The sequence below is a fragment of the Sagittula sp. P11 genome (assembly GCF_002814095.1).
Taxonomy (GTDB): Bacteria; Pseudomonadota; Alphaproteobacteria; order Rhodobacterales; family Rhodobacteraceae; genus Sagittula.
Window position 1 is genome coordinate 120,331 of record NZ_CP021913.1, and the last position, 14,323, is coordinate 134,653.

Annotated in this window: 13 protein-coding genes; 8 read left to right on the forward strand and 5 right to left on the reverse strand. The window is 65.6% G+C overall.

Annotated elements, in window-relative coordinates; translation table 11 throughout:
- Window positions 1–6 precede the first annotated feature (6 nt).
- The 5 genes from CDO87_RS00605 (at window position 7) to CDO87_RS00625 (ending at window position 6,257) form a co-directional block, all read left to right on the forward strand.
- Entirely contained in the window at window positions 7–1,329 is a 1,323-nt protein-coding gene (locus tag CDO87_RS00605) for a GH1 family beta-glucosidase (RefSeq protein ID WP_100926953.1), read from the forward strand.
- An 11-nt stretch (window positions 1,330–1,340) separates the two neighbouring features.
- On the forward strand, window positions 1,341–2,291 hold the full coding sequence (locus tag CDO87_RS00610; RefSeq protein WP_100926954.1) for a glucokinase: 951 nt from the start codon (window positions 1,341–1,343) through the stop codon (window positions 2,289–2,291).
- 124 nt (window positions 2,292–2,415) lie between these two features.
- Entirely contained in the window at window positions 2,416–3,327 is a 912-nt protein-coding gene (locus CDO87_RS00615; protein ID WP_100926955.1) for a DMT family transporter, read from the forward strand.
- 73 nt (window positions 3,328–3,400) lie between these two features.
- On the forward strand, window positions 3,401–4,675 hold the full coding sequence (gene eno, locus CDO87_RS00620) for a phosphopyruvate hydratase (RefSeq protein ID WP_100926956.1): 1,275 nt from the start codon (window positions 3,401–3,403) through the stop codon (window positions 4,673–4,675).
- A 163-nt stretch (window positions 4,676–4,838) separates the two neighbouring features.
- Entirely contained in the window at window positions 4,839–6,257 is a 1,419-nt protein-coding gene (locus CDO87_RS00625) for an ATP-binding protein (RefSeq protein WP_198521794.1), read from the forward strand.
- 92 nt (window positions 6,258–6,349) lie between these two features.
- Here the strand turns inward: CDO87_RS00625 and ccmE are convergent, their stop codons facing one another.
- Together ccmE and argC are read right to left on the reverse strand one after the other, a co-directional pair.
- Window positions 6,350–6,799, reverse strand: coding sequence for a cytochrome c maturation protein CcmE (ccmE, locus tag CDO87_RS00630; protein ID WP_100926958.1), 450 nt, complete (start codon window positions 6,797–6,799; stop codon window positions 6,350–6,352).
- Between the two features lie 199 nt (window positions 6,800–6,998).
- The gene (gene argC, locus CDO87_RS00635; RefSeq protein ID WP_100926959.1) at window positions 6,999–8,027 is read right to left on the reverse strand and encodes an N-acetyl-gamma-glutamyl-phosphate reductase; all 1,029 of its coding nucleotides are present in this window, start codon (window positions 8,025–8,027) and stop codon (window positions 6,999–7,001) included.
- Window positions 8,028–8,365: 338 nt separating this feature from the next.
- On the opposite strand from argC, the gene CDO87_RS00640 reads away from it, so the two are divergent.
- On the forward strand, window positions 8,366–9,109 hold the full coding sequence (locus CDO87_RS00640) for a DUF3592 domain-containing protein (protein ID WP_157814879.1): 744 nt from the start codon (window positions 8,366–8,368) through the stop codon (window positions 9,107–9,109).
- A gap of 220 nt (window positions 9,110–9,329) precedes the next feature.
- Window positions 9,330–9,947, forward strand: coding sequence for a BLUF domain-containing protein (locus tag CDO87_RS00645; protein ID WP_100926961.1), 618 nt, complete (start codon window positions 9,330–9,332; stop codon window positions 9,945–9,947).
- A 2-nt stretch (window positions 9,948–9,949) separates the two neighbouring features.
- Here CDO87_RS00645 and murI read toward each other — a convergent pair whose 3' ends face one another.
- The 3 genes from murI to CDO87_RS00660 all read right to left on the reverse strand — a co-directional run bounded on the left by murI (window position 9,950) and on the right by CDO87_RS00660 (window position 13,715).
- A complete protein-coding gene (gene murI / locus CDO87_RS00650; protein ID WP_100926962.1) occupies window positions 9,950–10,762 on the reverse strand; it encodes a glutamate racemase in 813 nt (270 codons plus the stop codon).
- A 24-nt stretch (window positions 10,763–10,786) separates the two neighbouring features.
- The gene (locus CDO87_RS00655) at window positions 10,787–11,677 is read right to left on the reverse strand and encodes a lysophospholipid acyltransferase family protein (protein WP_100926963.1); all 891 of its coding nucleotides are present in this window, start codon (window positions 11,675–11,677) and stop codon (window positions 10,787–10,789) included.
- A 121-nt stretch (window positions 11,678–11,798) separates the two neighbouring features.
- Window positions 11,799–13,715, reverse strand: coding sequence for an FAD-dependent monooxygenase (locus CDO87_RS00660; RefSeq protein WP_100926964.1), 1,917 nt, complete (start codon window positions 13,713–13,715; stop codon window positions 11,799–11,801).
- Window positions 13,716–13,864: 149 nt separating this feature from the next.
- On the opposite strand from CDO87_RS00660, the gene CDO87_RS00665 reads away from it, so the two are divergent.
- The gene (locus CDO87_RS00665) at window positions 13,865–14,320 is read left to right on the forward strand and encodes a MarR family winged helix-turn-helix transcriptional regulator (RefSeq protein WP_100926965.1); all 456 of its coding nucleotides are present in this window, start codon (window positions 13,865–13,867) and stop codon (window positions 14,318–14,320) included.
- Window positions 14,321–14,323: the final 3 nt, after the last annotated feature.

Sequence of the window (14,323 nt, forward strand, 5' to 3'; positions counted from 1 at the left end):
TTTTCCATGCGCCACAAGCGATCCGATTTCCCCGAAGGTTTCCTCTTCGGCACCGCAACGTCCGCCTACCAGATCGAGGGTCATGCCTTCGGCGGTGCGGGCCGCACCCATTGGGACGACTTCGCCGCCACCCCCGGCAACGTGGTCCGTGCCGAGAACGGCGACCGCGCCTGCGATCACTATCACCGCTTCGCCGAGGATCTCGATCTGGTGAAGGCGGCGGGACTCGACGCCTACCGCTTCTCGATCAGCTGGGCGCGCGTTCTGCCCGAGGGCACCGGCACGCCGAACGAAGAAGGTCTGGATTACTACGACCGGCTGACCGACGCGATGCTGGAACGCGGCCTGAAGCCCTGTGCCACGCTCTATCACTGGGAGTTGCCCTCCGCGCTGGCCGACAAGGGCGGCTGGCGCAACCGCGAAATCGCAGCCTGGTTCGGCGAGTTTACCGAGATCGCCATGAAGCGGCTTGGCGACCGGATGTTCTCTGTCGCGCCGATCAACGAGCCGTGGTGCGTGGCGTGGCTGTCGCATTTCATGGGCGGCCACGCGCCCGGCCTGCGCGACGTGCGCGCCGCCGCCCGTGCGATGCACCACGTCCTTCTGGCCCATGGTACGGCCATCCAGACGATGCGGGGTCTCGGCATGTCGAACCTCGGCGGGGTCTTCAACCTCGAATGGTCCACGCCCGCCGACGGCACCCCCGAAGCGCAGGCCGCCGCGGCCCGCTATGACGCGATCTATAACCGCTGGTTCCTGGGCGGCGTGTTCAAGGGCGCCTACCCGCAGGCGGCGCTCGACGGGCTGGAGCCGCATCTGCCGGAGGGCTGGCAGGACGACTTCCCGACGATCCAGGCGCCGCTCGACTGGTGCGGGCTGAACTACTACACCCGCAAGCTGATCGCGCCGGATGCCACGCCCTTCCCCTCACTGAAAGAGGTCGAAGGGCCGCTGCCCAAGACCTTCATGGACTGGGAGATTTACCCGCAGGGGCTGGAAGATTTCCTGACGCGCACCGCCAGGGAGTACACCGGAGACCTGCCGCTTTACGTCACGGAAAACGGCATGGCCTCTCCAGACGTGCTGGTCGACGGCGCCGTGAAGGATCCATCGCGGATCGCCTTCCTTGAGGATCACCTCGACGCGGTGCAGCGGGCAATTGCCGCGGGCGTGCCGGTGTCGGGCTATTTCATCTGGTCGCTGCTCGACAACTACGAGTGGGCCCTGGGGTATGAAAAGCGCTTCGGGCTGGTGCACGTCGACTTCGAAACACTTGAAAGAACGGCGAAATCCTCCTACCACGAACTCAAGGCCGCGCTGCAAAGCTGAAGGGATCAGCCATGATCACCCCCGTTTCCGTAACCGTCGACATCGGCGGCACGAATACACGTGTCGCCCTCTGCGACGGGGGCGAGGTGCTGACCGGCACCATCCAGCGCTACCGCAACGCCGAACACCCGGGGCTCGAGCCGATCCTCGACTCCTACCTTTCCGCTTATCCGTTGGTCGGCGCGATCTGCATCGACATGGCCGGGCCGGTGAAGGACGGGGTCGGTACGCTCACCAATCTCGACTGGACGATCGATGCACGGGCCCTGTCGGCCCGCACCGGCGGCGCGCGCGTGGTGGTGTTGAACGACCTCCAGGCGCAGGGCCACTCCGTCCCGCATCTCGATGCCGGCAGCCTGCTCACGCTGATGCCGGGACAGCCCGCCCCCAGCGACGTACGGCTGGTTGTCAACGTCGGCACCGGGCTGAACGCAGTGCCGGTCCACACATCGGGCACGCTGACTTTGGTCCCCGCGGCGGAGGCCGGGCACATCACGCTTCAGGCCCGCGATGCGGAGGAGTTGCGGCTGATCGACTGGATGAGCAAGCGCATCCCTTCCTCCGGCATGGAAGAAATCCTGTCCGGCCGCGGACTCGAGAACCTCGACGAGTTCATCGGGGACGGTGCCGGCCGCCGCGAAGCCGCCGCGGTGATGGAGGCCTACGCAGCGGGAGAAGAACGCGCCCGGAAAGCGGCGGAGATATTCGTCCGCTATCTTGGACGGTACGCGGGCGACCTTGCCCTGACCAACCTGCCCTTCGGCGGCGTCTTCCTAGTGGGCGGCGTCATCCGGCACCTCGGACCGCACCTGATGGACCTGGGCTTTGCCGAGGCGTTCCGGGACAAGGGGCGGTTCGCCGCCTTCATGGAACAGTTCCCGGTGCATCTGGTCACCGACGACTACGCGGCGCTGCGCGGATGTTCAGCCCACCTGCAGGAACTGCAGACCGCGTCGAACTGACAATCCGCCGGTTATGTCGCCCGCCTGACCCTCGATCGACGGCGGCGGCGGTTCCCTGACACCAGCAGAAATGTGCGCTCGGCATGCATCTTGCCGAATCCTGCAAACCCGGTCACAAGGCCGCATGACCCTCCGCGCCATTCTTCTCATGATCCTGTCCATGGCCCTGCTGGCCGGGTCCGACGCCTTCTACAAGCTGGCCACCCAGCGCGCGCCCATCGGCGAGGCGATGACCCTCGTTGCCATCGGCGGCACGGTGTTCTTCATCGCGTTGGCCATGGCAATGCGGGTGAAGGTCCTGACCAGGGATGCGCTGCACCCGATGATCCTCCTGCGCAACGGATTCGAGATCATCGGCGCCATCGGTCTCGTCAACGGCCTGGCCCATGTGTCTCTGCCGGTTTTCGCGGCGATCATGCAGACCGGACCGCTGATCGTCACCATCGGTGCGGCGATCTTCCTGAAGGAAGTTATCGGCCCGCGCCGCTGGTTCGCCGTGGCCGCCGGGATCCTGGGCATGCTGCTGGTGATCCGCCCGTGGTCGGCCAGCTTCACCGGGTACGAACTCTTTGCGGTGATGGGCATTGCTGGCCTCTCGGGCCGCGACCTCGTCACCCGCCTTTCGCCGTCGCATATCCCGGCCCTCGCCATTTCCACCTGGGGCTTCGCCGTGACCATCCCCGCCGGCATCCTGCTGTGGAGCCTGGCTGACCGGCCGTCGGATTACTCCGCCCCGACGCTGTGGTTCATGCTGGGGGCCATCGTCGTGACCACGCTGGGTTACCTCGCCATCACGACGGCGATGCGCATGGCACCGGCCTCTGTCGTTGCGCCCTTCCGCTACACCCGCCTGCTGTTCACCCCGGCGCTTGGCATGCTGATCTTCGGCGACCGTCCCGACCTGATGACCTACCTCGGCGCCGGGATCATCTTTGCCGCGGGGCTCTACACCTTCCTCAGGGAACGCGCCCTAGCCCGCACCGTGGCGCCCGCGGCACCGGCGTTAGCGCAACCCGCACGCCAGAAGGCGTGTTAGCGGTAACGCCACCGTTTACTTTCCCCCCCGGCCTGATAAACCTCCGGACAAACGCCCAGCTCCGGAGACAGCCATGAGCACCATCATCGACATCCACGCCCGCGAGATCCTCGACAGCCGCGGCAACCCGACCGTCGAGGTCGACGTTCTCCTCGAAGACGGCACAATGGGCCGGGCCGCCGTGCCCTCCGGCGCATCGACCGGCGTGCACGAGGCCGTGGAGAAGCGGGACGGCGACAAGTCGCGCTACATGGGCAAGGGCGTCCGCGATGCGGTGGCCAGCGTGAACGGCGAGATCGCCGAGAACATCGTCGGCTTCGACGCCACCGAACAGGTCGCCATCGACCTCACGATGATCGAGCTCGACGGCACCGACAACAAGGGCCGCCTCGGCGCCAATGCGATCCTCGGCGTGTCGCTGGCCTGCGCGAAGGCCGCCGCCGACTTCTCCGGCCAGCCGCTGTTCCGCTACGTCGGCGGCACCTCTGCCCGCACCCTGCCCGTCCCGATGATGAACATCATCAACGGCGGCGAGCATGCGGACAACCCGATCGACATCCAGGAATTCATGATCATGCCGGTCGCGGCAGAGAACATCGCCGACGCCGTGCGCATGGGGTCCGAGGTCTTCCACACCCTGAAGAAGGAACTTTCGGCAGCGGGCATGTCCACCGGCCTCGGCGACGAGGGCGGCTTTGCACCGGAACTGAAGGGCACGCGCGACGCGCTCGATTTCATCCTGAAGTCCATCGAGAAAGCGGGCTACAAGCCGGGTGAAGACATCTACCTCGCGCTCGACGCCGCCTCTACCGAGTACTTCAAGGACGGCAAGTACGAGATGAAGGGCGAAGGCCTGTCGCTCTCGCCGGAAGACAACGTGAAGTACCTCGAGGCGCTGGTAAACGACTACCCGATCATCTCCATCGAGGACGGCTGCGCCGAGGACGACTGGGACGGCTGGAAGATGCTGACCGACGTTCTTGGCAACCGCTGCCAGCTTGTGGGCGACGACCTGTTCGTCACCAACCCCAAGCGCCTGTCGATGGGCATCGAGAAGGGCTGCGCCAACTCCATGCTGGTGAAGGTCAACCAGATCGGCACGCTGACGGAAACGCTCCAGGCGGTCGAGATGGCGCACCGCGCGCGCATGACCAACGTGATGTCGCACCGCTCCGGCGAAACCGAGGACGCCACCATCGCCGACCTCGCCGTCGCCACCAACTGCGGCCAGATCAAGACCGGCAGCCTCGCGCGCTCCGACCGGCTTGCAAAGTACAACCAGCTCATCCGGATCGAGGAGATGCTGGAAGACACCGCGATCTATGCCGGTCGCTCCATCCTGAGATGACAGCAACGGGCTGGCGCAACCCAAAGGCGCCAGCCCTATACGCATGAGACCGCGTCGCAGGGCAATACCACCCTGACGTCCATAGAGCGATTGTCTCCGCCCGCCTATGATGGCATCCGGTTTCCGGCGCTTGCCGGGGGTCGGGACGCGCAGGGTGCACGCTATGGCTTCTCCAACATACGACGACAGGCTCGAGGAGATTCGCCGGGCCGAGCACAGATCGCGGTCCGACACGCTGCTGCGCATCCTGCTCGTCGGCATCGGCGCCACCGCCTATTACATCGCCCGGCCCGACCCGCTCGTCATCCTCTGGTTCATTGCACACACCGGCTCGGAACTGACGATCATGGCGCTGCTTGCGCGGCGGAATGTGCGCACGCCGCTGTTCGACATCGCGGTCGTGCTTGCGGCCTACGCCATCTCCGGCCTGATCTTCCTGTCTCTGCCGATCTGGATCCTCGCCGACGCCCCCGGCCCCGGCATGATTTTTGCCGCCGCGGTCACATTGATCGGCTACACGATCTACCTGCTGCACAGGCGTCAGAGGGACAGTGCGATCATTGCCGTCGACATATGCCTTCTGCTGACGATCTTCGGGGCGGCGGCGGCGATTGCCCTGCCGCTGACGCGCAGTTGGCAGGAGGCCGCGCTGGTCCTCGTCGCGGACGGCGCCCTGACGACCTATGTCATCGTCTCGCTGCTGGCCGACGCGCGGCAACAGGCACAGCTGCGCGAAGCGCAGCAGAAGTACGCCAACGCCCAGAAGGCCCGCGCGCTGAACCAGTTCGTCGGCGGCGTGGCGCATGACTTCAACAACCAGCTGACCGTCATCCTCGGCCATCTCGAACTGTTCGAGATGCTCGACACGCCGGAGGATCGGATGGCCGCACTCGACCTCAGCCGCAGGGCCGCGCGCCGGGCGGCCTCCACCGTGCAGCAACTGCTCGCCTCCTCGGGCCGCACGCGCCTCAACCCCATGAGCCTGCCCCTCGGCGGCTTCCTCGACCGGCTGCAGGACCTGCTGGGCGATCTGCTCGACCCGGGGATGCAGATCACGATCGTACCACCGGCCGACGCCCCGACCGCCTACGTGGATGCCGACATGCTGGAAACCTGCCTCGTGCAGCTCTGCCTGAATGCGCAGGACGCCACGCTCGGGAACGGCAAGGTTCGCATCTGGGTGGAGACACGCGATGCCCCTCCCGACCCGGCACATAACGCCGAATGCCCGCCGCCCTTTACGGTCATCTTCGTCGAGGACAACGGCCCGGGCGTGCCCGAGGAAGCCCTCGCCCTACTGACTGAGCCGTTCTACACCACCAAGGGCAAGACGGAAGCCTCGGGCCTCGGGCTCTCCGCCGTCTCGGGATTCGCCCGGCAATCGGGCGGGCTGGTGCACATCACCCGCGCGCCGCGCGCCGGCCTCCGCATAGCGCTCGTTCTGCCTGCCGAGCAGTGGACAGCACCGCCCTCCGGCAACGGGATACAAAGGGATGAGACGCGTGGATCGGCGATCCGGGACACGGACATCAACCCCGACTCCGCCCGCCGCATCCTGACCGCGATGTCAAAGGTGGACTGAGAATCCACTTAAGCGGTCCCTTATTCTACGGTCCGGTCAGTCGACTGGGCGCCCTGAGCGAAACACCATGATCCGGCGCCAGACGCCCACGATCAGCTCTCGGGTTCCTGGTAGACCCCTTGCGCCTTGAGCGCGTCGACCACTTCCTTCGGCATGTATGTCTCGTCGTGTTTCGCAAGGATTTCAGAGGCTTCGAAGACACCGTTCACGTAACGGCCGGTGCCCACCATGCCCTGGTTCTCGTCGAACAGGTCTGGCAGCACGCCGGTGAAGACGACCGGCACCGTCGCCCCCCCGTCCGTCACCCGGAACCTGACCGTCTCGCCGACGCCCCGTTCCAGAGAGCCGTCCTCCACCAGGCCACCAATGCGGAAGACCTCGTTCGGGGTTGGCGGCTCCTCCATCACCTGGCTCGGGGAGCGGAAGAAGTTGATCCCGTCCCGCATCGCATAGCCGATCAGGCCGGTGGACACGATCAGTGCGACCGCCGCCAGCGCCACAACCTGGATCCGCCGCTTCTTCTTCAGCGATTTCAGTGCCATGTCCGTCCTCCCAAAGATCGGTGCATCGCTATATATGCGATTCCCCGCCCCGCGGGGAGACCTGTGGCGATTTGCCCGTCCCGATTGGCGGAACGGGCCGCACACAACCCTTCATCTTGGCCCAAATACCTCGGGGTCCGGGGCAGCGCCCCGGGAGACAGAGCGCGCGCAAAAGCGCGCTCTGTCAGTACGCACGATCCTACGGGAAGCAGGGCGCCAGCATCAGCCCGGCGGTTTCCTCGACACCCAGCATGAGGTTGGCGTTCTGCAGGGCCTGCCCGGAAGACCCCTTGCACAGGTTGTCGAGCGTCGCGACCACGATGGTCCGTCCCGGCAGCCGGTCCGCCACCACCCCGATGTGCACGAAGTTCGACCCGCGCACGTGGTGGGTGGAGGGCGTCTCGCCGAAGGGCAGCACCTCCACGAAGGGCTCGTTGGCATAAGCCGCCTCGAGCGCCATGTTGATCGCCTCAGCCTCGCCCTTGACGTAACAGGTGGCGAGGATGCCGCGGTTGAAGGGCCCGAGATGCGGCGTGAACTGGATCTTCACCTCGCGCCCGGCCAGCTTCGAGAACTCCTGATCGAACTCGCCCAGGTGCCGGTGCGTGCCACCCACCGAATAGGCGTTGGTCCCTTCCGAGAGCTCGGCGTGCAGCAGGTTTTCCTTCAGCGACCGGCCCGCGCCGGAGACGCCGCATTGCAAGTCGAGGATGATCTCGTCCAGGTCGATCACGCCGGCGGTGATCAGCGGCCGCAGGATGTACTGGCCGGTGGCCGCATTGCACCCGGTACCCGCCACCAGCCGCGCCCCGGCGATCTCGTCGCGATAGAACTCGGTCAGGCCGTAGACCGCCTCTTCCTGCATCTCGACCGCGGCATGATCGTTGCCGTACCACGTCTTGTAGGCGGCCGGGTCACGCAGACGGAAATCCGCCGACAGGTCGACGATCTTCAGGCTTTTGGGCAGTTTCGAGATCCTTTCCTGGCTCGTCTTGTGCGGCAGGGCGCAGAAGCAAAGGTCGATCCCGGAGAAGTCGATTTGTTCCCACGTGACCAAAGTCGGCAGGTCGAGGTGGCGCAGGTGCGGAAAGACCTGGGCCATGCTCTGGCCGGCCTTGGAATTGGCGGCCAGCGCCTTGATCTCGAACGACGGGTGGGTGGCGATCAGCCGGATGAGTTCCGCGCCGGTGTATCCGGACGCGCCGATGATGGCGATGGACTGGGTCATGAGACACCTTTCATGAAAACGAAGGATGGGCTGCAGGTGCCGCGCCCTGGCGCGGCATGAACGTCATCGTCGCAAATCGTTGCGGGTCCCGATCATGCAGTATCTCCTTTGATTTCTGCATTAGCGCCAAAACGCATCTGTCGCAACTGCTTCGCTCGGTACGCCTATCCGATACCGAAAGGCGGACCACGCCGTGGCGACCGACATGCGCCTTTCGATACGCGCCCCGCGCCGCACTACCTTCCTATTCCCCAGCCCGGACACAGGGCCGCAAAAAATCGTCCGACACCAGTGACCTGCGCTTGATCTTGACCTGCCCCAGCGGCAATCTCCGCGCCATGCCAGCCGAACCGTCCCTTGCCAGACCGGTCTCCTTTTTCCGCCTCTTTCACCGGATGGGCGGCTGGATCGCGTATATCCCGCTGGTCATCACGCTGATCCTCACGCTGGTCAGCCATTTCACGCTCCGCACGGCGGAGCGCTTCGATGCCGAGGGGGTCGAGGCCGTGGGCACCGTGCTCGGCCGCGATATCCGCATTTCGCGCGATAGCGACGGGGATGAGACACGCTCCTATTTCGTGAAGGTGGGGTTTACGCCGGACGGCGGCGCGCCGCTCACCGTCGAACAGAACACCGATGCCGCCACCCATGACCGAAGCGCCATCGGCACGCCGATCACCCTCTGGTACCTCGCGTCCGAGCCGAACATGATCGAACTGTCGCGGGGCGAGAACCGGAGCGCCTCTGCCGTGACGCAGGGGATCGCGCTGGTCTTCGGCGTGGTGTTCCTAGTCGCGCTCTGGGTTCCGGCCCGGCGCGCCATCGCCGCCCTGCGCGCACGTCGCTACGGTGCACGCGAACGGGCCGTGGTCACCGAACATGCGCGCACCCACATCACCGTCAATTCCCGCCGTCTCTACCGCCTCGCGTGGCGCGACGAACACGGGCGTGACGGGCAGAGCCTGCCCTATCGCCGGGACATGCTGCGCGCTTTTCCGGAAGGCAGCCGGATCATCGTCTATCAGGGCCTGACACAGGCTTGGTGGGAAGGCGACACCGGCCCGCGAGACCCGCGCAGCTGAACGGCAGTCCCGGTCTGTGACGCAAGGTCAAAACGGACGGGCAACCACGCTCAAGCGAACCGTTAATATTTGATTGAAATGCTGTTGGGCGAGGCGTCCCTCGCAGGATGGCGGTGTCCCCTGCTCCGAAGCCGCCCGCAGTGCGGGCAAATGGCTGGACAGAGAACCCTCCTTCGGTGGCGGACGGCCGCAAGGCGCTTTGCCGGAAGGAGGGTTAACGATGAACGCCATGACATCCATCGCACGGCCCGGACGGGTCGCAACGGGACAGCGATATTCCGGCATGGCAGTGGTCGACTTCGACCACATCACCGGCGGCGCATCCGCCACCGGGCCGGGCAAAGAGGCCAAGGGCGCGCCATTGGTCCGGGCGATCTGCATCAGCCACACGCGCACCCGGCTGAGCGACCGGATCCTCGACCGCCTCATGGCCGAGACGGAAAAGCACAACGCCCTCCGGCAAGTGAGCGGCCTGCTGCTCTACAAGTCGCGCAACTTCTTCGAGGTATTGGAGGGGCCGCAGGACATGCTCGACCAGACGCTGGAGAGGATCTACCGCGATCCCCGGCACTACAAGATGAAGGTGATGTTCTACGGCCCGGCCCGAATGCGGCGCTTCGACGGCTGGTCCATGGGGTTCCGGCGGCTCGACGGGACGACCACGACCCTGCCCTGCTATTTCTCCCTGACGCGCCGCGAGCTCGAGAAACGGTTTCCTCGCGGCGCCACGAAGGAGATCATGTTCTACCTGCGCGGCTACCTGAACCTGAGGTTCCCACCCCCGCCACCCGCCGAGCCATCGCTGACCTGCCGGGTGATCAGGGACCTGAGCGCCTGAGGTCAGACCTTTTCGAAGGTGATCTGGCGCTTCATGAACTGGGTGGCATGACGCGACACACGCGCCGGGTCGCCCGTCGTCAGGAACCGGCTCGTCGTGCCTTTGCCCATCATGTCCGGGTGCCGATCGAGGTAGTCGGCCAGCGAATCCGGCACCAGCGTCGCCTGGCTGTAGACGTGCACCTCCGGCCCCAGCGCATCCTGGAAGATTTCCTGCATCAGCGGATAGTGCGTGCAGCCGAGGATGGCTGCTTCGGGCGTCGGCATCTTGCGCTTCAGGGCGTCCACATGGCTGCGCACCAGTGCCTCCGCGAGGATCATGTCGCCTTCCTCGATCGCGTCGACCAGTCCGCCGCAGGCCTGCGCTTCGACGTCGACACCGATCGCCCGGAACGCCAGTTCACGCTGGAATGCGCGGCTGCGCACCGTGGCGGGTGTCGCGAAAAGGGCGACGTGCTGGATACCCACCTCGCGCGGCGGAGAGTTGTCACCCCACTGGCGTGCGGTCAGCGCCTCGATCAGTGGCACGAAGACGCCCAGCACGCGCTTCTCGCGCGGGACCCAGGATTCCTGCATCCGGCGCAGCGCCGCGGCGCTGGCGGTGTTGCAGGCGAGCACGACAAGGTCGCAGCCCTCGTCCCACAGGCGCGAAACGGCCTGCGTGGTCAGATCGTAGATGTCGTTGGCATCGCGCACGCCGTAGGGCGCATGGGCGCTGTCGGCAAAATAGACGAAGGGCACATCCGGCAGCCGCTTCACCACCGCATCCAGTACGGTCAGGCCGCCGAGGCCCGAATCGAATACACCAACCGCCATGTCCTGCCCCGTGTGCCTGTCGCGTCAATGCCGCCGTGTCTTGTGCTTTTCCTCGAACTCGAACCCGTAGTCGAGAGATTTGAGCGGCGTCGGCGACAACTCATAGGTTCTTTGCCGGAGGAAATCCATCATCGCGCGCGCGTCCTTCGCGCGTTCGGCGATCTCATGCGCGGGGATCGGCTGACCGATGGCGACACGCACGGGTGTGTCCACGCGCTTGCGGAATTCCTTGATGAGCAGCCCCATGCGCAGCGTCGTGTGCAGGTGCGAGGCAAGCTGGAACAGCCGCGAGGTGTGGCCGTCGAAATAGATCGGCACGACGGTCGCACCGGACTTCGCGATCATCTTCGCGGTGAAGGTGCGCCAGCCCGGATCCATCGGCTGACCGAAGGGCCGTTCGGCCGTGGCCACGGTGCCGCCCGGGAAGATGCCGATGCAGCCGCCGTCGCCCAGATAGCGCAGGCATTCCCTCCGCGTATCGAGGTTCAGTTGCACCGCCTCCTTTGTATCGTCGAAGGAGATCGGCAGCACGACGCGGTTCAACTCTTCCGCCTTGCGAAAGACCCGGTGCGCCAGAATGCGGAAATCGCCGCGCACCACCGACAGGATATGCCCCAGCATCAGTCCGTCGAGGATGCCGTAGGGATGATTGGCGATGACGACGAGCGGCCCGTCCTTCGGCAGGTTGTCGAGCGATCCGCCGATGACCTCAAGCTGGAGCCCGTAGCGCTCCACCATGACCTCCCAGAAGTCACGGCCCTGCGCCACCTCGGATTCGTAGCCGGCGGCCCGGCGGATCAGCCCGAGGCGCCCGGTGGCGTTTTCCATGAAGCGTATCATCGCGCGGCCGCTGCGTGTGCTGGCCGAATAGGCGTAGGAAATGTCCCGGGTCACATCTTTGCGGATGACGGGCATGGCTCCTCCCCCTGCGCGTGATGCCGCAGTCCTTACTGCGGTTCGCGCGTTCTGGCCAGAAATTGTAACGCCATGATGACGGGAAGATGACGCAGCCCCGGGACCGCGCCACCGCACCCGCCTACCCTTGCGGCAAGAGAACGCCATCGAAGAATGCCGCCAGTTCCGCCGTGCCGTCCAGCGGGAGGACATGGGCGACGTACTGGTCGGGCCGCACGACGATCATGCAGCCCTTCTCGCGGTCGATGCCGCGCATGTCGAAGATGTCGCCCATCCCCTTGTGATCGACGCTGAAGACCTTCTCGTGATCCTGAAGGCCCAGCGGCCCCTTGATCGGTTTCAGGAGCGGCGGCATGTCCTCCATCGCCACAGCCTCGAACGTCTGCTGGAACACCGCGCGCAGGTCGATGATCGCGTCCGGGTCCTCGCCCTCACGTATGCAGCGCACCACCGGAGAGGCAGGGTCCTGTTCCAGCCACTCCGCCAGCCGGTGGATGGCCGAGCCGGGCGCGGAGGTGTCGTCCCTCCCACCAAACGCGTAGATGCGCCAGCGCCCGTCCGCCTCCGCCACATGCCCTAGCTGCATCTGCATGGCGTCCGCCACGCGCACCACCGGCGCGGAGTGGAACCGGCGCCCGATCTCCTCCCCCGTGGCAAGGTGCTGGTGGGCGGGTTCCGCCGTCAGGGCCGACGCATCGTACTTCACCGCGAGGCCGCCGGTGAACATCAGGTTCTCGATGAACTGCTTCTGGAACCGCGGCATGCCCGAGCCGTCCAGTTCCGATTGGCCCGGTGGGGCCGACATGATCCGCGCCCACTGGTGATCCGTGTCGATCAGGCGCTTGGCCTCCACCCAGCGTTCGGCGGAATACGTGCGCAGCAGGCTGGCGTCGGCACGGCCGCTCAACACATGCGCCAACTTCCAGCCGAGGTTGAAGCTGTCCTGCATCGATACGTTCATCCCCTGCCCGGCCTTCGGGCTGTGGGTGTGACAGGCGTCCCCGGCGGTGAAGACGCGCGGGTTGCGGTCCTCGCCCGGGCCCACGTCGTCGAAACGGTCGGTCAGGCGGTGCCCGATCTCGTAGATCGACCACCAGACCACCTGCTTCACGTCGATGGTATAGGGCGCCATGATCCGGTTCGCCGCTGCGATCATATCATCGGCCGAGAACTTGCGGCTGGAGACACGCTCGTCCGGGTTCAGCTTGTCCAACTCGACATACATCCGGAACAGATAACCGCCCTCCCGCGGAAGGATCAGGATGTTGCCCTCGGACTGCGAGGCGACAAGGCACTTCTGGCGCACATCGGGGAAGTCGGTGTTGGCGAGGATGTCCATCACACCCCAGGCCTGGTGCGCGGCATCGCCGTGCAACTGCCCGCCGATGGCCTTGCGCACGTTGGATCGGGCGCCGTCGCAGCCGACCACGTAGTTGGCCCGGACCGTCGCCGTCTCACCGGGATTGATGCCGGTGTTTTCCAGCGTGACCGTAACCGGGTGATCCTCGGTGTCCGGATCGACCACGACATCCACGACCGACCAGCCGTAATCCGGCTCCAGCCGCGACGGCGCCTTGCGCATCACGTCGAGGAACAACTCATGGATGCGGGCCTGGTTGATGAGCGTGTGCGGCATCTCGGAGCTGTCCTCCGGCACGTCCTGCACCCTGCCGATCCGGCGGATATGGGAGGGGTTCGCGGGGTCCGGCGACCAGAAGGCCGTCTGGTTCACCCAGCAGCTTTCGCGCTTCACCTTCTCGCCGAAACCGAAGGCCTGGAACATCTCCATCGTGCGGGTGTTCACGCCATCCGCCTGCCCCTTCTCGATCGGTCCCGGCTTGCGCTCGACGATCATCACGTCGATCTCCGGGAACCGCGAGAGCTGCGCCGCGAGGCAGAGGCCCGCCGGACCGCAGCCCGCGATCAGCACGTCCACCTCCCTTGGCAGGGGCGCATGTGGCCCCCTGTCCCGTCGGTTGGGTGCGGCGTTGCGGATGTCCGGATCTCCGCCACGAAAGCCGTCCAGATAGAATTGCATGGTCTCTCCTCCTCGCGCCGCAGCCCTTCCGGCACCAATTGATAACTGTACATATCATTTTCCGTCAATAAAAATAAGTGTACAAATCATTACCGTGAACCTATTGTCTTTGCTGACTTTCATGAAACACCGAACCTGCGGAGCGCGCGATGAAAGTGCATGCCATGCCCGGTCACCTGATTCGACGGCTGAACCAGATTTCGACGCAGGTGTTCTCGCGGCACATGGCGGATGCCGGGTACGATCTGACGCCCGTACAGTTCGCCGCCCTCGACGCGATCATCGCGCGCCCCGGCATCGACCAGGCCAGCGTCGCGGCGGCCATCGCCTATGACCGTGCGACCATTGGTGGCGTGATCGACCGGCTCGAACAGAAGGGACTGGTGCGGCGCGAGGTCAGCCGGCACGACCGCCGCGCCCGCGAGGTCCGCCCGACCGAAGAGGGCGCAGCCATGTACGAGACGATCCTGCCTGTCGTGACGGCCCTGCAAGAGGACGTGCTGAACGGGCTGACCGCCGAAGAACGCGAGACGTTCATGACGCTCGCCCGGAAGGTCGTCGGCCCGGTGGAAGACACCCCTTCCGCGCCGACGAGCAAGGTGTGAGCG

Bases quoted from the DNA above. Each gene is read 5' to 3' on its own strand.
- CDO87_RS00605 (WP_100926953.1), top strand. From the start codon at position 7: ATGCGCCACAAGCGATCCGATTTCCCCGAAGGTTTCCTCTTCGGCACC.
- CDO87_RS00610 (WP_100926954.1), top strand. From the start codon at position 1,341: ATGATCACCCCCGTTTCCGTAACCGTCGACATCGGCGGCACGAATACA.
- CDO87_RS00615 (WP_100926955.1), top strand. From the start codon at position 2,416: ATGACCCTCCGCGCCATTCTTCTCATGATCCTGTCCATGGCCCTGCTG.
- eno (WP_100926956.1), top strand. From the start codon at position 3,401: ATGAGCACCATCATCGACATCCACGCCCGCGAGATCCTCGACAGCCGC.
- CDO87_RS00625 (WP_198521794.1), top strand. From the start codon at position 4,839: ATGGCTTCTCCAACATACGACGACAGGCTCGAGGAGATTCGCCGGGCC.
- ccmE (WP_100926958.1), bottom strand. From the start codon at position 6,799: ATGGCACTGAAATCGCTGAAGAAGAAGCGGCGGATCCAGGTTGTGGCG.
- argC (WP_100926959.1), bottom strand. From the start codon at position 8,027: ATGACCCAGTCCATCGCCATCATCGGCGCGTCCGGATACACCGGCGCG.
- CDO87_RS00640 (WP_157814879.1), top strand. From the start codon at position 8,366: ATGCCAGCCGAACCGTCCCTTGCCAGACCGGTCTCCTTTTTCCGCCTC.
- CDO87_RS00645 (WP_100926961.1), top strand. From the start codon at position 9,330: ATGAACGCCATGACATCCATCGCACGGCCCGGACGGGTCGCAACGGGA.
- murI (WP_100926962.1), bottom strand. From the start codon at position 10,762: ATGGCGGTTGGTGTATTCGATTCGGGCCTCGGCGGCCTGACCGTACTG.
- CDO87_RS00655 (WP_100926963.1), bottom strand. From the start codon at position 11,677: ATGCCCGTCATCCGCAAAGATGTGACCCGGGACATTTCCTACGCCTAT.
- CDO87_RS00660 (WP_100926964.1), bottom strand. From the start codon at position 13,715: ATGCAATTCTATCTGGACGGCTTTCGTGGCGGAGATCCGGACATCCGC.
- CDO87_RS00665 (WP_100926965.1), top strand. From the start codon at position 13,865: ATGAAAGTGCATGCCATGCCCGGTCACCTGATTCGACGGCTGAACCAG.